The sequence below is a fragment of the Ruegeria sp. C5 genome (assembly GCF_056537605.1).
This window is the reverse complement of record NZ_JBQFRX010000013.1, coordinates 1-19,060: the sequence shown is the minus strand read 5'-3', so window position 1 is coordinate 19,060 and position 19,060 is coordinate 1. Positions and strand designations below refer to the sequence as shown.

15 protein-coding genes and 2 pseudogenes are annotated in these 19,060 nt (G+C 54.0%); 8 read left to right on the top strand and 9 right to left on the bottom strand.

The window, feature by feature from the left end; translation table 11 throughout:
• Positions 1 to 485 (top strand): hypothetical protein (locus ACR0AW_RS21080; RefSeq protein WP_480439617.1); only part of this gene is annotated, 485 nt, incomplete at its 5' end.
• 346 nt (positions 486 to 831) lie between these two features.
• Here ACR0AW_RS21080 and ACR0AW_RS21075 read toward each other — a convergent pair.
• Positions 832 to 2,166, bottom strand: coding sequence for a tetratricopeptide repeat protein (locus ACR0AW_RS21075; protein ID WP_170734242.1), 1,335 nt, complete (start codon positions 2,164 to 2,166; stop codon positions 832 to 834).
• A gap of 78 nt (positions 2,167 to 2,244) precedes the next feature.
• Between ACR0AW_RS21075 and ACR0AW_RS21070 the strand changes: the two genes are divergently transcribed.
• The 4 genes from ACR0AW_RS21070 (at position 2,245) to ACR0AW_RS21055 (ending at position 5,934) form a co-directional block, all read left to right on the top strand.
• Positions 2,245 to 2,484, top strand: coding sequence for a hypothetical protein (locus ACR0AW_RS21070; protein WP_170625161.1), 240 nt, complete (start codon positions 2,245 to 2,247; stop codon positions 2,482 to 2,484).
• Positions 2,485 to 2,509: 25 nt separating this feature from the next.
• Complete coding sequence (gene gntH, locus ACR0AW_RS21065; protein WP_480439619.1) at positions 2,510 to 3,976, top strand: guanitoxin biosynthesis MBL fold metallo-hydrolase GntH; 1,467 nt, start codon at positions 2,510 to 2,512, stop codon at positions 3,974 to 3,976.
• A gap of 14 nt (positions 3,977 to 3,990) precedes the next feature.
• Positions 3,991 to 4,971, top strand: coding sequence for a CobW family GTP-binding protein (locus ACR0AW_RS21060; protein WP_170734243.1), 981 nt, complete (start codon positions 3,991 to 3,993; stop codon positions 4,969 to 4,971).
• A gap of 165 nt (positions 4,972 to 5,136) precedes the next feature.
• On the top strand, positions 5,137 to 5,934 hold the full coding sequence (locus ACR0AW_RS21055; RefSeq protein WP_480439621.1) for a transporter family protein: 798 nt from the start codon (positions 5,137 to 5,139) through the stop codon (positions 5,932 to 5,934).
• A 350-nt stretch (positions 5,935 to 6,284) separates the two neighbouring features.
• Here ACR0AW_RS21055 and ACR0AW_RS21050 read toward each other — a convergent pair whose 3' ends face one another.
• Genes ACR0AW_RS21050 through ACR0AW_RS21030 form a run of 5 tightly spaced genes read right to left on the bottom strand, consistent with a single transcriptional unit; the run spans position 6,285 to position 11,604 of the window.
• On the bottom strand, positions 6,285 to 7,262 hold the full coding sequence (locus tag ACR0AW_RS21050; protein ID WP_170734245.1) for an HpcH/HpaI aldolase/citrate lyase family protein: 978 nt from the start codon (positions 7,260 to 7,262) through the stop codon (positions 6,285 to 6,287).
• Positions 7,263 to 7,289: 27 nt separating this feature from the next.
• Positions 7,290 to 8,261 carry a 2-hydroxyacid dehydrogenase gene (locus tag ACR0AW_RS21045; protein WP_170734246.1) on the bottom strand — a complete coding sequence of 324 codons (972 nt, stop codon included), beginning with the start codon at positions 8,259 to 8,261 and terminating at the stop codon, positions 7,290 to 7,292.
• Positions 8,261 to 9,151, bottom strand: a complete 891-nt coding sequence (sucD, locus tag ACR0AW_RS21040; RefSeq protein WP_170647205.1) for a succinate--CoA ligase subunit alpha — start codon at positions 9,149 to 9,151, stop codon at positions 8,261 to 8,263. Before sucD ends, ACR0AW_RS21045 begins: the two co-directional genes overlap by 1 nt.
• Positions 9,151 to 10,347 (bottom strand): malate--CoA ligase subunit beta, encoded by a 1,197-nt coding sequence (locus ACR0AW_RS21035; RefSeq protein WP_170396612.1) that lies wholly within the window; start codon positions 10,345 to 10,347, stop codon positions 9,151 to 9,153. Before ACR0AW_RS21035 ends, sucD begins: the two co-directional genes overlap by 1 nt.
• A gap of 15 nt (positions 10,348 to 10,362) precedes the next feature.
• Positions 10,363 to 11,604: an alanine--glyoxylate aminotransferase family protein gene (locus ACR0AW_RS21030; protein ID WP_170734247.1), complete on the bottom strand. Its 1,242-nt coding sequence runs from the start codon at positions 11,602 to 11,604 to the stop codon at positions 10,363 to 10,365.
• Between the two features lie 215 nt (positions 11,605 to 11,819).
• Between ACR0AW_RS21030 and ACR0AW_RS21025 the strand changes: the two genes are divergently transcribed.
• Positions 11,820 to 12,455 carry a LuxR C-terminal-related transcriptional regulator gene (locus tag ACR0AW_RS21025; protein WP_480439623.1) on the top strand — a complete coding sequence of 212 codons (636 nt, stop codon included), beginning with the start codon at positions 11,820 to 11,822 and terminating at the stop codon, positions 12,453 to 12,455.
• A gap of 532 nt (positions 12,456 to 12,987) precedes the next feature.
• Here the strand turns inward: ACR0AW_RS21025 and ACR0AW_RS21020 are convergent.
• From ACR0AW_RS21020 to ACR0AW_RS21010, 3 genes and pseudogenes are all read right to left on the bottom strand, one after another.
• A complete protein-coding gene (locus ACR0AW_RS21020) occupies positions 12,988 to 14,745 on the bottom strand; it encodes an adenylate/guanylate cyclase domain-containing protein (protein WP_170734248.1) in 1,758 nt (585 codons plus the stop codon).
• Positions 14,746 to 15,177: 432 nt separating this feature from the next.
• Positions 15,178 to 15,852, bottom strand: a complete 675-nt coding sequence (locus tag ACR0AW_RS21015; protein ID WP_480776510.1) for a LysR substrate-binding domain-containing protein — start codon at positions 15,850 to 15,852, stop codon at positions 15,178 to 15,180.
• Between the two features lie 51 nt (positions 15,853 to 15,903).
• Positions 15,904 to 16,110: pseudogene (locus ACR0AW_RS21010) on the bottom strand (helix-turn-helix domain-containing protein); the annotation flags it as partial.
• A gap of 94 nt (positions 16,111 to 16,204) precedes the next feature.
• On the opposite strand from ACR0AW_RS21010, the gene ACR0AW_RS21005 reads away from it, so the two are divergent.
• Together ACR0AW_RS21005 and ACR0AW_RS21000 are read left to right on the top strand one after the other, a co-directional pair.
• Entirely contained in the window at positions 16,205 to 17,857 is a 1,653-nt protein-coding gene (locus tag ACR0AW_RS21005; protein ID WP_170734250.1) for an ABC transporter substrate-binding protein, read from the top strand.
• Positions 17,858 to 18,727: 870 nt separating this feature from the next.
• Positions 18,728 to 18,910, top strand: a pseudogene (locus ACR0AW_RS21000) (hypothetical protein); the annotation flags it as partial.
• Positions 18,911 to 19,060: the final 150 nt, after the last annotated feature.

Genomic DNA, 19,060 nt, shown 5'->3' with positions numbered 1-19,060 from the left:
AAGTCGCTGAACGCGCCAAAACCAGCCGTGCGACGGTCTATCGCTACTTTTCTGACCCAAGTGTTTTGGCTTTGGACGCGACGCTCGATCTAGATGTCACTCCAACGTCAGAACTTCTTTTTGGGCTGGATGACGTCAGGAGTCGTGTACATATCGTCGCGCGCTACTACCTGGATTTTTCTCGGGTTCATGAGGCGCACTTCCGGCAGTTTCTGGCTGAATCACTTAAGGCATCACTTGACGATGGAACGGTCAAAATGCGTGGTGCCAGAAGAGTGGCAGCATTTTCGGAAGCACTTAAGCCAATTCGCTCCTTTATGGAGCTTAAGGAGTTTGATGAACTGGCGAAACGGTTGTCTATGACGACGGGCATGGAACAACTTATTATTCTTGAAGATATTTTGCGAGTGGACGAAGCAACCGGCTACCAACTTCAGGGAGGATTGGTCGATGCTCTATTGGATCGGTACTTGCCAAAAATTTGAAGCAGATTTCATCCTTAAACTGCTAGCAAAAAGACGCCAGTTTAACGTCCGCTTAGTGCTGTGAACGGTCTTAGAGGCGAAGAAGGCGAACGGTTGTGGTGCCGATCTTATTCAGCACTGCTGGACGTCAAAACTTGATGCCACCGGGGATTGCTATCGCCTCGGTTACTACAACGGGATATGCAGGCATCCTTATGGGGCCAGCATTGATTGGTTTCATATCTGGGGCATCACACTGGCGACGGCATTCTTGATTCTTGCGCTGCTTTTGGTATCAGTTCCGATTTTCGCGAGACTGGTGGCAAAAGTCTGAACCCAGCATAGGCAACAGCCGCGATATGTTTCGTCAGTATCTACTTAACGTCTCCAGTATCAAATTCCGCGTATTGATGTCGTTGTGGAAAATCCTATCGGCGAGAAACTCGGACGGAAACTCAGGCCATGTCCTGCGCATTTCAGCAACGAGCCGTCTTGCTTCTTCTGAATTTCCCAACTGATCGTGCGCAACGGCTTGGAACAAGAGCGAAGGAGCACTTACTGGCGCTCCAGCAGCTGGCGCTCCCTGAAAAGCTTCAACAACATTTTCGTAGTTCCCGAGCATAAGTTGCGAGACGCCCCAGATGTTTCTCGCACCAAACCTCCCGGATCCTGATTTGGGTATATCCGGGTTGCTAACCTCGGCGGCAAATTCCGGGGCGTTAGCCAAGATGGCGGTGATACCTGCAAGGTCGAGAATATGGCCATCATTCGGCGCCAGTTCGACCGACATCCTTGCGTATTTCAATGCCTCGTTTGGCTGGTCTTTGACAGCCAGCACCCAACCATTTGCGCTGTTTGCCCAGGCGTCGGCCGGGGACAATTGAAGCGCTTTTTCAGACATTTCTGAAGCTTGATTGGAGAAATCATCCCTTTGTGATTCATCCGGCGACAACACCGCCAAGATCGCCAGGACCTGCGCTGATCCGGCATAGCCGTCGGACAGAGCCGGGTCGAGTTCCATCGCGTGCTGGAACATTCCCAGTGCTATCTGCTGACGTTTGACATCAAAAACGGGAAAAAACATGCCTCGGGCTTGGTCTGCAATGTTGGCCGCCTGGAGTCTCGTCAATGATTGTTCACCAAGCGCCACACGTTCTGCTTTCTCGATGGATCGAGTTGTCGGCACAACCTCCCTGTTATCCTGGCTCATCCAGATGCCAAGCACAGCGACTAATGCAACAACACCTAGTCCAGCAGGCAGCAGTTGCCGCGAACGCCAACGGCCAACTGGATTGTCGCTCTTCAGTTCACTTGATGTACGGTCTTCGATTGTAGATTCGTATGAAAACCGCGGCTTGTATCCGCCGGGATCAACAAAAATGCGAACCCCGTTGCCGTCCCAGTGATCTTCGTAGAACTGATGTAAAAGGCGACGCAGTCGCCTAGCCTCAACGCGAACCAGGTTTTGACCACCAGTACCATCTATGCGCCGCCCATAGACCTCAACAGCGATAGCTTTGCCTCTAATCTGAGCGCTTCGACCAGATAGAGTTTCCTCGACTATATAGGTGAGAAACTGCGTGAGTCGGGGTGAAGCTTGAAACCCGTCGCTTGATACAATTCGACTCAGAGCTTCCCGGATGAGCTCCGGAGAAGGCTGTCCAACATGTTGATTTATTGGCAATTCGTTGGATTTGTTCAATGTCAACTCACCCCCAACTCACGGTGACTCACTTGGCCTTTGCGGTCAACCGCACTCATCTTGATTTGAGAATAGATAGTGGGTGTCGGGATTTTTCCAGTGACGGTGGACCTGATTGAAGAAATTCCGGAACTTTCTGATGTGCTCTCGAGGCGCATCGAAACGGATGCACTACTCGGCGAGGTCATCGAGGACCTGAAGAAAGCATCTGCGTTTTCGAAAGACGCATCGATCACGGCCTCAGAGCGCGCCGAATGGGCCCACATCAAATCTGAACTCATCAACGAGCTTCGCCGGATATTGAAGCGCAAACTGTGAGATACTTTTAACTGAGGACCGATCCATGACCAAGGAAGACAATAGAAAAGACCAGGACGACAAACAGGCTCAGGCGTCAGACCAAATTGAAGACCCGTCGCGGCGGAGTGTTCTAAAGGGCTTGGCTACTGGAGCGGCTGCGACAGGGGCAGCTGGGTTTGCGGCAGGAAGCGCCGAGGCCCACGAAGGAGACGGCCCTCTAGGAGAAACACTCAAAAACCCATATGGTGGTCGACCCGCAGGCGGCATCTCTTTGCCAGAGTACTTCCGTCCGACGAAGTACATGACGGGTTCAAATGCGAACTATTTTCCACTGAGTGAGGAATTAGGGCCAGATGAGATGCGTATCTCATTCTGTGGCTCAACACCATATCCGCCGCGCGAAGATCAGGCGGGTACTTGTATTATGGTCGAGCTGGGTAACGGAAAAAGGTTCTTCTTTGATTTTGGATCCGGTTGTGTACGCAATATCATTGCGATGCAAGTGCCGGGGCAGCTGATCAACGACATCTTCATCTCTCACCTGCATGTCGACCACTATGCCGATATTCCCTATATTTACCCATTCCGTGCCTGGTCGGGTGGTTACACGCCACTACGCATCCATGGTCCCTCTGGTCGGACACCCGAACTTGGCACAGCTGGAATGGTCAAAGGCATGCAACAGATGCTCAAATGGCATCTGGAGGCCTTTGATGTTTTCCCGATTGGGGACGGCTACGAGATCGAAGTCAATGAGTTTGATTTCCGCCAGGAAGGTGGCATCGTTTATGACGAAGACGGTGTGACTGTTCGGTCTTGGCCACGTAGCCATGCCAAGGACGGTGCGGTTGGTTATCGGCTCGATTGGAATGGTCTGAGCTTTGTATGGACTGGCGATGGACGCCCGGATGAGCTTTCACGAAAATACGGCGAAGGCGTTGATGTCTTTGTAACCGAAATGTCGGGGCAGGATATTGGTCAGTTGATGACCTACAAATACGGTATCCCACAAGATCTCTTTAACTACACTATCGATACGCATCACACCTCCCACTATGCCGTGGGTAAGCTCTTTGCTGACACAAGACCGCGTTTGGGAATGGTGACACACTATACCCAGGATGAAGACATCGACGCTGAAATGCTGGCTGGTATTCGCGCCCACTACGACGGTCTGTTCCAATGGGGTCTCGATGTAGCCGTTGTGAACGTGACCAAGGATGCAATCTGGTACAGGAAAGCTGCTCTGCCCGGAAAATCCGGTACTGTGCCACCATTTCGTGAACTGGCTGCGGCGGCCGAGGCCGGGCGTATTGAGCTTCCGGATGAAATCACATTACCGAACCCAAGACTCACCCGCGCAGACCAGCAAGACCAGAAGTATCGAGATATGGAGATCGATCCACGCGAATACTACCCAACTGACGTTTTCCGAGCACCCGGCGGAGACTGGCCGCAGGACTTTACCATCAAAGTTTCGGATGTAATCGGCTCGCGTGATGAAGACTGAGAGGAGATCGAACAATGATTGAATTTGGTTCGACTTCTGCGATCCCTGTTACGATCCTTACCGGCTTTCTTGGAGCCGGTAAGACGACACTTTTGAACCGGATCCTTACCGGCAATCACGGATTACGAGTGGCAGTCCTGGTGAATGACTTTGGATCAATAAACGTAGATGCCGACTTGGTGGTTGGCCTCGAAGATGATGTGATGAGCTTGGCTAATGGGTGCGTTTGCTGCTCGATACGAGATGATCTGATTGAAACGGTAGAAGCTGTTCTCGCTCGGCCTGAGAAACCAGAATACATCGTCCTTGAAGCAAGCGGAGTGTCGGACCCATCGTCAATCGCGATGACGTTTACGGATCAACGGTTCCGGGACATGATCCGCTTGGACAGCCTTATGTGTCTTGTCGATGCGGAACAGCTATTTGCTGCGCCAGAACAAATGGAACTGAAGCTTCGTCAAATTGCGTTCTCGGACATGGTCATTTTGAACAAGGTTGATCTTGTCGACAGGGCCACAGTTCAGAAGGTGTACGACTGGCTTGGCTCTCGCTTCCGTCGCTATCGTCTTGTCGAAGCTGTAAACGCAGACGTCCCTCTGGACATACTTCTTTCAGTCGGTCGCTTTGCCGCCGAACAGCTCGAAACAGAAATACCCGATCATCACGAACATGGGCCAGATTGTGGTTGCCACCACTCTGATCACTCAGACAGCTTTTCTACGACCATGATGAAAGCTGAACGCCCAATAAGCCTGTCTTCCCTCCGGAGTGCAATTCGGAAGCTTCCGGGCGACGTTTATCGCCTCAAGGGTTTTGTTTTCAGCGAGGAGGATCCAGATCATCGCATTCTTGTTCAGGTGGTTGGAAAACGAATGGACATTGCACGGGATGGTGCTTGGGGTGACCGCAAACCCGAAACAAGGCTTGTCGCAATAGGCGCACCGGGGGCGCTCTCCGAGGATGTGCTTTCGGACACGCTTATGGAGACAGTCTGAAAGCCAGTTTCGACCAAGTATTTTGGCTAAAAGTCAACCAGGTTGGATAAATTCATCCAGTTCGGCGGCGGCGGACTGTGAGTGCGCCATTGACGTCATTGCCAATCTGGCGATTTCAAGTGCAAGCCACCCATGAGAAAACGGCCAACTGAAAGGAGACCGCCTATGAAACTAAGGTTGCTACGCTGCTCCATACTTGCCGGGGTTGGTGTCCTTTCTGGTACTGCGTGGGCAGAGTCCCAGGAAGAAGAACTAGCAAAGCAACTTGCTAACCCAGTGGCGGCTCTCATTAGTGTGCCATTCCAGCTGAATTATGATCAGAATTTGGGTGCCGACCGAAATGGTTCGCGTTGGATATTGAACGTACAACCGGTTATTCCCTTTGATCTTACGGACGATTGGAACCTCATATCCCGAACAATTCTCCCAATTGCCTCTATAGATGGTAGCTTTCCGGGTTCTGGATCCGAGAATGGGCTAGGAGATACTGTTCAAAGCTTATTTCTTTCGCCCAAAAAACCAAGTGCGGGCGGTTGGATCTGGGGGGCTGGACCTGTTTTTCTGCTGCCAACGTCGACAGATAACAGCTTAGGTCTCGGAGCGTGGGGTGCAGGAGTTACCGGCGTGGCACTCAAACAGCAGGGTCCGTGGACATATGGTGGCCTGACAAATCACATCTGGGACATTGATGGTGATACCGACATCAGCCAGACGTTCTTACAGCCATTTATTTCCTACACAAATTCGAACGCGTGGACGTTCACTATTAACACTGAGTCGACCTACGATTGGGAAAACAAACAATGGTCTGTGCCAATCAACGGTGTTGTCACCAAAGTTACCCAACTCGGGGATCAACTTATCAGCGTAGGCGGGGGGATACGCTATTCGGCCGACGGCCCCGATATTGGGCCCGAAGGTTGGGGCGCGAGACTTGTGGTTACCTTTCTGTTTCCCAAATAGTTGAGTTTTTCCTCAAAGAATATCTCTTACCGGATGGCGGCATTGCGCCAACGAAAGCGAAGGCGGTTTGGTCCGCGTCTCGGAAGTTTTCATGCTCGGATTTGAATTACCGCTTTGGGCCGCGACCAACCTATCGAAGCGACTTTAGCGAACGCGCCGTCGGCGGATGGTTTTGTCTGACCGAGTCGAAAAATACTGTTTTCAAATAGCGTTGTGAATGTCAGGGATTGGGTGCTACAGATTGGTCCAATTCCGAATAGATGATCGACGTAATCCGCGGGTGTTGCCTGCCCCGGACCAACCGGGGCAAGGGAGTATTCGTCTACTGGCTACGCCAGTTCGGGCTAAAATCACGCTGCCGCGATCTGGCGAGCCTTTTCGACCATGACCTCTGCCTGGCGGATCGAAGCATAGTCGATCAGACGACCATCCAGAGACACCGCACCTTTGCCTGCGGTCTCGGCCTCGGCCATAGCAACAAGGATACGCTGCGCCTTGGTGACTTCGGCATCGCTGGGTGACATGACCTCATTCGCCAGAGCGATCTGGCTGGGATGGATGGCCCATTTGCCTTCGCAGCCCAACACCGCCGCCCTTTTGGCAGCTGCCTTATAGCCTTCAGGATCCTGGAAATCACCGAACGGACCATCAATCGGACGCAGACCGTTGGCACGGGCGGCGACAACCATACGGGCGAGTGCGTAGTGCCACATGTCGCCCCAATGGGTCGCGCGGGCCGCGTCGCCGTCCGGGTCGGTCAGAACCGAGTAATCCGGGTTCACGCCACCGATGATCGTGGTCCGCGCCCGGGTCGAGGCCGCATAGTCCGCAACGCCAAAATGCAGGCTCTCGTTGCGCTTCGAGGCCGCCGCGATCTCACTGACATTCTGCATGCCCAAGGCGGTTTCGATGATGTGCTCGAACCCGATGCGCTTTTTGTAACCCATTGCGTCTTCGATCTGCGTGACCATCATGTCGACGGCATAGACATCCGCAGCGGTGCCGACTTTGGGGATCATGATCAGGTCCAGCCGCTCACCGGCCTGTTCGACCACATCCACCACGTCGCGGTACATGTAATGCGTGTCCAGCCCGTTGATACGCACGGACATGGTCTTGGCGCCCCAGTCGATATCATTCAGCGCCTGAATGATATTCTTGCGGGCCTGTTCTTTCTCGTCCGGCGCAACCGCGTCTTCGAGATCGAGGAAGATCACGTCCACATCCGATTTCGCGGCTTTTTCGAACATGCCGGGCTGGCTGCCCGGTACGGCGAGTTCGCTGCGGTTCAGGCGCGCGGGGGCCTGTTCGATGGAATAAAAGCTCATGAGTTTGGTCCTTTGAAGAAGGGTGCGTCAGATCACGCGGTCACGGGGCGGGCGGCCTGCGAAGAAGTCGCCGAGATTGTCCAGGACGCGGAACCCCATGGCTTCGCGCGATTCCTTTGTGGCGCTGCCCAGATGCGGCAGCATCACCAGATTGTCGCATTGCAGCAGGTCGGGGCTAATGCGTGGCTCGCCGTCAAACACATCGAGGGCTGCACCGCCGATCGTGTCGAACATCAGCGACTGGGCCAGAGCGTGCTCGTCCACCACCTCGCCGCGCGCGGTGTTGATCAGGAAGGCGTCGGGTTTCATCAGGTCCAGCCTGCGCCCGTTGATCAGATGTCGGTTCGCGGCCCCGCCAGGGCAATGCAGCGAGACGAAATCGCAGTGCGGCAGCAAGTCATCGACCGTTTCGACCTGTGTTGCATTGAACTGCTTCAGCACGTCGGGCGATACGGCGCTGCGGTTCTGGACCACGATCTTCATGCCGAACCCGTGATGCGCACGGCGGGCCATTTCCTGACCGATGCGGCCAAAGCCGATGATGCCCAGCGTCTTGTCGCTGACCTTGGTGCCGACCAAATGGGTCGGACGCCAGCCGGTCCAGCCGCCAGCGCGCAGCTCGCGCTCGCCCTCACCGGCGCGACGGGCGACCATCAGAAGCAGGGTCATGGCCAGATCGGCGGTGCATTCAGACAGAACATCGGGCGTATTGGTGACCGTCATACCCAGATCACGGGCCGCCGGTTCACAGATATGACTGTACCCGACGCCGTAATTGGCCAAAATCTTGGTCTGAGCTGCGGCCACGTCCAGCGCCTCGGCGCTAAGCGTGTCGGTGACGGTGGGCAGAACCGCGTCGTATGTCTTCAACGCGTCGCGGAGTTCAGCCGGAGACATCGGAATGTCCCCGGTATTCAGCACGGCGTTGTAGTTTTCGGCCAGTTGCGCCTCGACGGCGGCAGGCCAACGACGGGTGACAAGGACCGAAGGTTTGACCATCACGCAGCCTTTCCCATGACACGGGCGATAGTCTCGCCGATCACCGCGGGGTTTTCAGCAACCGTCACACCAGCCGCTGACAGGATTTCCACCTTCTCGCTGGCGCTTTCGCCAAAGGCCGAGATGATTGCACCAGCATGGCCCATGGTCCGGCCCTTGGGCGCGGTCAGACCCGCGACATAGGCCACAACAGGCTTGGTGACGTGGTCACGGATATATTCTGCAGCCTCGGCTTCCTGAGGGCCACCGATCTCGCCGATCATAGCTATGACCTCGGTGTCTTCGTCCTGTTCGAACCGCTCAAGGATATCGCGGAAGGACGAGCCGTTGATCGGATCACCGCCGATGCCGACGCTGGTCGAGACACCGATGCCGCGCTCTTTCAACTGCGCCGCAGCCTCATAACCCAGCGTGCCCGAGCGTCCGATGATCCCCACAGTGCCCGGCAGGTAGATATGTCCCGGCATGATGCCCAGCAGCGCCTTGCCGGGGCTGATGGTACCGGCACAGTTCGGACCGGTCAGCACCATGCGCTTGTCCTTAGGATAGCGGTACATGTAGCGTTTTACGCGGATCATGTCCTGCGCGGGGATACCGTCGGTGATGCAGACGCAATAGCGAATACCGGCATCTGCGGCCTCCATGATCGAATCCGCCGCGAACGGAGGGGGCACGAAGACAAGGCTAGCCTCGGCGCCAGTGACCTCAACCGCCTGTTTGACGGTGTCGAATACGGGTACGCCTTCGACGGCCTCTCCGCCTTTGCCGGGAACAACGCCGCCAACGACGTTGGTGCCATATTGCACCATATCCTTGGTATGCAGGCGCGCCATGCGTCCGGTGATGCCCTGAACGATAACGCGGGTGTCGCGGTCCAGAAGAATGCTCATTACACAGCCCTCATCTTGGTGTTTTGGGACAGATCGTTGCGCCATGCACCCACAGCGCGTTCAGCGGCTTCCATAAGGGTTGTCGCGCGGATGATTGGCAGGCCTGATTTGGCCAGGATTTTCTGACCTTCCTCGACATTGGTACCCGCCAGACGCACGATGACCGGCAGGTCGATTTCCAACTCGCGCAGCGCCTGTACTACGCCCTCGGCCACCCAGTCACAGCGGTTAATGCCTGCGAAGATATTGACCAGCACCGCCTGAACGTTGTCATCGGACAGTACCAGTCGGAACGCTTTGGCCACCCGCTCGGGCGAGGCACCGCCACCGATGTCCAGAAAGTTCGCAGGTTCACCGCCAGCCAGCTTGATGGTGTCCATCGTGGCCATGGCCAAACCGGCACCGTTCACGATACAGCCGATATTGCCGTCCAGTCCGACATAAGACAGTCCGCGATCCGCCGCGCGGCTTTCGCGCGGGTCTTCCTGACTTTTGTCGCGCAATTCAGCAACCTGCGGATGGCGAAACAGGGCATTGTCGTCAAAGCTCATCTTCGCGTCCAACGCCAGCACACGGTCGTCACCAGTGATGACCAGCGGGTTGATCTCGACCATAGTCGCGTCCAGCTCGCTGAACGCAGCATAACAACCCTGCAGGGTACGGACCATGTGTTGAATTAGGCGAGGTTCCAGCCCCAGATTAAACGCTATTTCGCGGGCCTGAAACTCCTGCAGTCCAACGGCAGGTTCAACGATTGAGCGGACGATACTGTCGGGGCGCTCAGATGAGATTTCTTCGATCTCCATCCCACCTTCCGAAGAGGCCACGATCATCACCCGCTGACTGGACCGATCCAGCACAAAGCCCAGATAAATCTCGCGATCAATCGGTACGGCGGCCTCCACATAGACGCGGTAGATGCCTTTGCCCTCGGGGCCGGTCTGGTGCGTCACCAGCTTGCGGCCAAACATCTCGTCACAAGCCTCGTATATTTCGCTTTCCGAGTTGCACAGCTTTACACCACCGGCCTTTCCACGCCCGCCGGCATGGACTTGCGCCTTAATGACCCACTTGTCACCACCCAACTCACGCGCGCGATATGCCGCTTGCTCGGGGCTGTAGGCCAAAGCCCCCGAAGGGACCTCGACGCCGAAATTCGAAAGAAGTTCTTTCGCCTGATATTCATGGATATCCATCTGCATTCCCTCCCGTTATGCAGCGATAGATGTGCCGTAGCGGCTTTCCAAAAGCGCTTCGATGGCTTCGAAATCGACCGTGCCGCCCATCTCGCGGATTGCCTGAGCGAACAGTCTGACGATGCGGCTGACAGATTGGTGGGTCAGCTGGTTCAGGATGCCAATGCGGACCTGAACCGGGGCGCTGAGCGTGGGCCAGATGCCAAAGCCCCGGGCGCGGCAGTTCTGCACCAACTCCATCTCACGACCCGCCAGCTCCGCGGGCAGGTTCAGCACCACAAGACTCGGCATGTCCGAGGTGACCTGACAACCCATCGCCGTAACAGCGTCGCGCAGAACAGCCTCGTGCGTGCGATAGGAATGCGCGCGTTTGGCCAAGCCTTCCTGAAGTGTCAGGCGCAGGGATTCATGAAAGGCGGCGACGGCATAGCCCGAATGCGTTCGGTGATAGGTGCCCTTTTCCACATCCTGTCCATCGACGATGCCCCAATGGCGCGCTTCGAAAATCGGGTTGTGGACATAGGTATAAGCGCCGGTGCTTTTCAGCGCGTCGATATAGGCGTCGGTGAAGCTGACCGGTGCATAGGTCAGCGGCAGGCAGCACAGTCCCTTTTGCGGGCACGAGGCCCACCCCGCGATGCCCGGATAATCATCGATCCGAAAGTCCGAGACACCCAGCGACGACACTGCGTCGATCAGCCCCATCGCGCCGTGGCGTTCGCAGGCATCCGAGAATCCGCGCAAATCATTGACCCGACCCGACCCAGTTTCCCAATGCGCCATGAAGGCCCATTTTGGTTTGTGCGTGGCCAACACCTCTTCGACCATCTCTCCCGTGACGGGTTGGCCATGGGGAACTTCGACTACGACGACACTATCGGCGTGCGGGTCCAGTGAGTTGGCCGCGTGTTCCTCCGGTGTTGCTGCTTTGATTCGCAGGGTCAGTGCATCAATGCCCGAGAAGGTGCCATTGGTGAAGGCAACAGCCTTGTCACCCGGCATCACCGCCGAGAACATGGTATCCAGACCGCTCCAGCCAGTCCCGGCGACCGCGAAAGTATACGTGTTGGCGGTGCCCCAGATCAGACGCAGCATGTGCTTGCATTCGATCATGCCACGCAGCACGTCGCTCTGCATGTGGTCGGCAACGCCGGCGCTGGCAAACGCCTGCATAACTCGTGCGTCGGTGTTTCCTGGTCCTGGGCCAGCGGCCAGCGTCTCGGGGATGTCGAGCGTTGGATAGGTCTGAAACGTCATGTGCTCCTCCTGTGCGTCGGGTGTGTTCGATACCGCCGATCGCCTTGACCCAGAGGAAAACTGAAACTTGCGCCGGGGCGCAACGTAACTTACTACAGCTTTAGCATATCTTGTTAGGTGGTTATTAACCTACCCATTTTGGTAAATATGCCAATGTATACTGAAAGTATCCCCACCAAAATGGATAGGTTTAGATAAAAGCAGACGGGAAAACAATGTCCGACACATCTCAACGCCCCATTGATGTCATGCTGGCCAACAACAACCCTTTGGTGCTGTCGGCGATGTCCGAGATCTTCGAGCGCGACCCGCGATTCTCTCTCGTGGCAACCTCGGCCACCGCTGAGGGATTTCTTGGTACAGTCATGCGGGTGCCGGTTCAGGTTGGAATCGTATCCTGGGAGCTACCGGCTTTGGGCGCGGCAAAGCTGATTGAGGTTCTGCGCGAACAGACCAACGCGCCGCGCTTTGTGGTCTACGGAGACGAAGCCGGGGATGTGCCGCGACAGGCCATGCAGGCCGGCGCTGCCGGGTTCGCGCCGCGCTCTGGCGAGGTCGAAGGCTTGCTGGAAACCTGCGCCGATGTCGCTAAGGGTAAAATGGTATTTCCATATATCGACGTGCGTAAGATGCATCAAAATCCGCTGCAAACTTTGTCGCGCAAAGAGCTCGCGATACTTGAGTCATTGGCCCAGGGCATGTCCAACAAGGAACTGTCGACAGAGCTGCAGATCTCGACCAATACAGTTAAATTCCACCTTTCGAACATCTACGACAAACTAACGGTCAAGAACCGCGCGCAGGCGATTGCCTTCTACTACGCTTCAAAGCTGGAAAATGGAAACTCGTGAGCTTCGAAGCTCAGATAATCGGAGATTTCTAGAAAGAGGCGTCCGCAGGTATTGTGATACTGGCGACATTCTCGCGCGTTAGGGCTGCAGCCTGCAGAAATACCAAATAGCCATTGCAATACCCGTTGAAACCAAGATAACCCGCGAAACAGATTCCCGTCTGCAGCCCCGTCTTGATTGTGATACCCCGCACCTTCGGCTCTTAGGATTAGAGCAGTCAGGATGTGAAGCTGAGTCACGGCTGAGAGATGTGCATATTCGTCGGTGCTAGCGGGATATCACCACGTTTGATAGCTCTCCTAATCGCAGCAAAAAGTCAGCTTTTTACTTTAGTCTCGCTAAGTGATGCAGATGTAGTGAGCTTCTGCTTTTCGCCGTGCCTTCAGGTTAGGCATGTCAGGTTTGGGCTGAAAGCTATCTTAGTCGATACTGCGCCTGATCCGAATTTTCGATTTACGTTTCAAGGCGCTACGCAATTTCGTGGCAACCAAAGCGATCTTCGATTTCTACAACCCAATATAATACTGCGGCGCTACTCTGGTAGACCGGCCTTTAGCATAGCGTCCGCCCAGAATTTGCGCAGGGCTTCAGTTTTGTAGACCATGTGCCCGGTATAGGTTTGCACCGAAAATTGAGGATCGATTGAAAGAACTGCGTCCACTGCTTTCGTAGCATTTTCGGTGTCATCAAGATCAGCGTGGATCGCTGCCAAACGGATTTGGCACAACAAGGTGCCAGGCAAGCGGGTTTCCAAGTGCCGGTAAACTGTTCTTGCTTGCTCCAGCTGACCTAACCCGCGATAGGCATCCCCTAAATGGCTGAAATACCAGTCCGGGCTGTAGGGCGACAGCCGAATGGCCTTTCGCATGCTATTCAGGCTTTCATCAAATTCACCGCAACTATTGTACGCAATTGCCAGCATGGCATGAGAAAGCGAGACACTGGGTTGCCGTTCGATAGCTTCTTTGCAGAAGGCTTTGGCTTCATCAAAACGAGATTGGTTGGTGAAAATATACCCTTGCAGTGCGTAGACATCAGCCGGGACATTTTTCATCGCCAACAATGCGTCGCAGATAGATTGGGCCTCGTCAGTTGACGCCTTCGGATCTTGATGAAACCCAAGGCGGGCACCGGCTTGCAACGCCCAGCCGAGGCCCGTTCTGAATGACGAGTTCTCGGGGTCAAGTTCAACCGCTTTCCGGTAGAGCTGAATCGCGGAGAGATTCCCTTCTTTTGTAAATTTATATTGTTCACTGATGCCACGCATCATCAAGTCCCACGCCTCAAAGTTAGGCGCTTGATCAGCCCAAAGCCTGAGCTCTTGTCCGTGTGTAAGGTTGACCGCCAAAGAGATGGAAATTTCGCGTGTGATTTCATCTTGAACGGAAAAAATGTCTTCAATCTGACGGTCATACCGGTCGGCCCACAAATGCGACCCGGTTTGACACTCAATAAGCTGCCCGGTGATGCGAACCTGCTGCCCCGCCTTTCGAACACTCCCTTCAAGGACGAAACGAACACCTAACTCCCGTCCGACCTGTCTTACATCGACAGACCTTCCTTTGTAGGCAAACGTCGAATTGCGGGCCATCACGATGAGGCCATTTATATGCGACAGCGCGGTTATGATGTCTTCTGTAATTCCGTCCGCGAAGTATTCCTGCTCTGGGTCGCCTGACATGTTTTGAAATGGCAGGACAGCGATTGACGGTTGGTCCGGCAACTCCAACTGCTCACCCGTTAGAACTTCGTAGAACTCGGTTGACAGGCGCGCCGGGTCGAGATCGATGCTGTAGGCACCAATCTTATGCTCGATGTTTTTTAGATCTTGTTCACCCAGATCCTTGAAGCTGCCGGAGACCTTTCCTTTGATCTGACGGTATACATCCTCAGAAATGCAGACGCTTCCGGGTTCTGCGATTGCTTCCAATCTTGCGGCTACGTTGACACCTTCGCCAAAAACATCTGAACCTTCAGAAATCACATCTCCCAGATGAATGCCGATCCGCAATTGAATGCGTTGCACGCGGGGCACGTCAGGTTCTCGGTCCTGCATTGCTCGTTGAATGGCAATAGCGCACTCTGCCGCGTCGACCACACTGGTGAATTCGGCCAACAAACCATCGCCCATCAACTTGACAATTCGCCCTCTGGACTCGCGTATTTGGGGTTGAACCAATTCAGAAAGCAAAAGGTTTAGTCGCAGAATCGTGTTTTCTTCATCACGCCCCATGAGGCGTGAGAAGCCAACAACATCGGCTGCCAAAATCGCTGCAAGTTTCCGCTTCACTGTCTGCCCCCCCGAAAGTTACGTTAGAGGCAACGACCCGCAAGGTCTACATTCGTGCCCCCTTGAACGCTTGCTGTTCCATCGCGAAGACCATGTTGAAGCTAAAAGATATGGCCACGAAGGCTCCGACCCGCCTGAATTCTGCTTTGGCGATTTGAAACCAACGACCGCTTTGGGCTGCTAATGCCGAATACAAGTGCAGCGCTCCGTTGAATTTGCGTAGGAGGTCTGGGCTCAGGGTTACCGTTCTCTGCGGTTTGCTGGTCTGGCTGCTCACAGCCCCGAAGCGAACAATCTCCACTGAGCTTTAAAACTCCAAAAGGCGCAAAAATAGCAAGCCTTCAAAGGCGCTTTATGGCGTTGCTAGATTGCGGCCGTTCTTCGAATTCATTTGGCTTCGCGCAATCGTCGATCGAACAACCCGACGACCTGTTACCCCGAAGATGTTGTAAGAACTTGATCCGCTATCCAGTCGAAAACGAGTTTGGGACCTCGGCCCGAGTTGGCATGAGTTAGCGACATTACGTATCCAGCGTCGCTAGAGACTAAATCTTCGGTAACGGTCACCAAAGAACCTTTGTCGAGCAGATCATCGATCAATCCAATCCAGCCCAACGCCACGCCATCGCCAGACAATGCGGCCTGGGTGACCATGTCATAGTTATTAAAACTGATGTAATTTTTTTTTCTCTCGCCCGCTATACCCAAACTATCAAACCACCCTTGCCAGGTTTGCCAAGCAGCGGTTGCGGGTTTTGATAGACTCAATAGTTGAGTTTCCAGTAAATCCGAGGATGATTGGATTGGCCTAATTTTTTCTAATAGCTGTGGGCTGCAAACGGCTGCTACGACCTCTTCCAGAAGTAGTATTTCATCGGGTTTTATTTGGTCCTTTGGTGCTACATGGATTTGTATATCGCAATCGGTATCATCTAGACCGGGTGGAACAGTCGAGGCCAAAATCTGAATTTCGATCTCTTCCCCGATTTCCTCTCGAAGGTATCCCAGACGCGGTAACAACCAGAACGTTGAGAACGCAAAATCGGCAGAAATTCGAACCCTGGGTTTAGTTTTGCGTTCAAGCAAAGAGCTTACTGCATAGTTCATCTGCTCCATCGCAGGTCTTACCACATTCAAAAGCCTCAGACCCTCGTATGTGAGTGAAACACCACGGTGTTCTCTTTTGAAGAGGACGACTCCTAGATCAACCTCGAGACCTTTTATTCGCTGCGAGATCGATGACTGGGTTAGCCCGAGTGCTTCTCCCGCACTCGTAAAATTCCCATGTCTCGCGACCATTTCGAATGCATATAGCGCGACTAGGTTGCGACTTAGATTGGTATTAATTCTGTTAATGCCATCCATAATTACTCAGCTACTGCAAAACAGAGAAAATATATACCAAAAACTGTATCAATGGGCGTGTAAGGCGCCCCAAGAGTGTACACGGGAGCCAATGATGACCAAGCAATGTCGTAACCAGACAGTCCATCCAGCGATCGCCATGCATATCGGTGAAGTAGCCGACGGAACGCTAAGCCGCCGTGAGTTCCTGACGCGTGCGACGGCACTTGGGCTGTCTGCATCGGCTGCTTATTCGATGATTGGTCTAACTCAGCCAGCACAGGCGTCGTCGAATATCCAGCCCGGCGGTACAATTCGTATTCAGCAGGTGGTGCGTGCGCAGCTTGATCCACCGCTTTACAACTGGCCTCAGCTTGGAAATGTGGTCCGAGGATTCTTAGAATATCTTGTTCAGTACAACGCGGACGGTACGTTCGAACCTCGCTTGCTTGAAGGCTGGGAAGTGAACGACGACGCCACGGAGTATGTTCTGCGTGTGCGGCCCGGAGTGAACTGGAATGACGGGCGTGGAACGCTGACGGCCAAGGATGTTGCTTACAACTTTGGTCGATGGTGTGACGGCAGTTGGGAAGGTAACTCTATGGCCGCGCGCATGGGATCCTTACAGAACGAAGCTGGAGATGGCCCGGCCGCAGGCGCATTGGAAGTAGTCGACGATCTGACACTGAAGCTGAAGCTGACGCGACCTGACATCACTATTGTCCCCGCAGTCACAGAATACCCGGCAGCAATCGTGCCCGATGGTTGGTCCGGCGATCCAGCGAATGACCCGGTCGGTACAGGACCATACAAACTGGTCGAGTATCTGGTTGGTGAAAAGGTCGTACTAGAGAAGAACACAGATCACGATTGGTGGGGCGAAGGCGCCTATTTGGATCGGATCGAGTTTATCGACTATGGCACGGATGGCGCAGCACATTTGGCAGCCGCAGAAGCAGAAGAAATCGATATGACCTATGAAACGGTCGGTGAATTTGTCGACATTTACGAAAGCATCGGTTGGAATCAGAGCGAGTCCGTTTCAGCCAATACCATGGTATTGCGAACAAACCGCGATGCCGAAGTGGATGGCATAAAGCCTTATGCGGACGCGCGTGTTCGCCGCGCTCTTGCGATGGCTTGCGACAATGCCATTTTGCTGGAATTGGGATACGCCAATCGTGGGACGCTGGGCGAAAACCATCACGTTTGCCCTATTCATCCGGAATACGCGGACATTGGAGCGCCGGAAAAGGATGTCGAAGGCGCACGCGCATTGTTGGAAGAAGCTGGAATGCTCGACTACGAGCACGAAATCTTCTCGATTGACGATGACTGGCGCCGAAACACAACCGACGCATTAGCGGCACAACTGCGCGATGCTGGGCTCAAGGTAACGCGCACAGTATTGCCGGGTAACACATTTTGGAACGATTGGAATAAATACCCATTCAGCTCAACAGATTGGGGACATCGACCGTTAGGTGTTCAGGTGCTGACCTTGGCATACAAGTCGGGTGTGGCTTGGAATGAAACCGGTCTGGCTAGCGCCGAGTTTGACACGATGCTGGAAGAGGCCTCAGCAATCGCCGATGCAGATACGCGCCGGGTCCGCATGGAAAAGATCGAACAGTTTATGCGGGATGACGGCACAATAATCCAACCTTATTGGCGATCTCTGTACCGCCACTCTCGTCCCGGCGTGGTAGGCGCGGAAAGCCACCCGATTAATGAAATTCACGTGCATAAGCTGGCTCTGGAAAGCTGAGAACTCCAGCAAATTTTAACTCCCCGGACCCGATGAGATTGGCGACGCAGATTATCTGCATCGTTGTCTCATTGGTTTCTTGGGGGAATGGGTAATCGAGTCAGAACAAGCAAATCTATCCACTCTAAAATTAAAAAATAGGGAGAATTTGACTATGGCGATAAAGCCACCTCTTTCGGAACTTCCGATTAAGACCGCTGACAACGGTTTTATTCGGGGTTCAGCGTAAACGTGACGGTCATCAATATACTCATCATCAGTCTGTTGGCTATCTGGTGCATCATGTGGCCAACCTAAGCCGGCAGGGTTCTCGGCGGCTGGAATGCAGCGATCCTAGCTCAGTTTGCCGCGTGTTACACTTGGGTTGTCACCGGATTTGTTTTGTCTGCATCGGTTCGGCCAACTGGCCAGCAGCCGGACGCCTGAACCTGATTGTACAAGGCGAAAAGCCTGAGTTCTCGACTTCTGCTGGTTCTTAATAATGTTCGGTGCTGGTATCGGTGTCTGGACGTTGACATAGGCCGTTGCGGAATCCGTCGCGCATTCTAAGAACAACCCCTCGGTTACTCCTTTCCGGGCGCTTATCGGTGGGTTCGAGGAAACCTCCAACATTCAAGTGCCGAAAGCTAATGGCTTCGGTGCAAAAAGCGACATCAACAGCGAAATGCGGAGAAGACTGGAACAAAGCTTCTTTTTTTTGACCATACCTACAACGCATGAAAACAGAGGTATCGTGCAAGTCGTTTAATTCAAACGGGATTTACGGGTAAATGATCATCCAGCAACAGCGCAAGCGTCTGAGTTTGGGTCAGTTCTGCCACTCTATGTGGTTGAACCTGAGCTTTGGCTGCAACCCGTCGCGTCAACACGGCTGTATTTGCTCGCACTGTGGCAATTTCGACGTCCAACTCTTTTTTGATCCCAACACATAAGGTGAACGCGTTGATCATGGGGCCAGCGGGTTATCGGGTGGTCGGTTTTGTTCGCTCGGGTGGAATCATGACCCTACTTTTCTTGGTTGTCTCAATGACCGGGCTTGCGATTTTCTTCTGAGCCGCTTCTCGGCGGTCCGTACAGATGTACTCTGCTTAAGCTCAGAAGAACTCATAAGGCACTCGGTCGCTTTTTGGGACTGAAGATATGAACCGTCAAAGCGAAATCCTGAATCAGGTCGGCGGTTTGATAGACAATGGAAAGATCAGA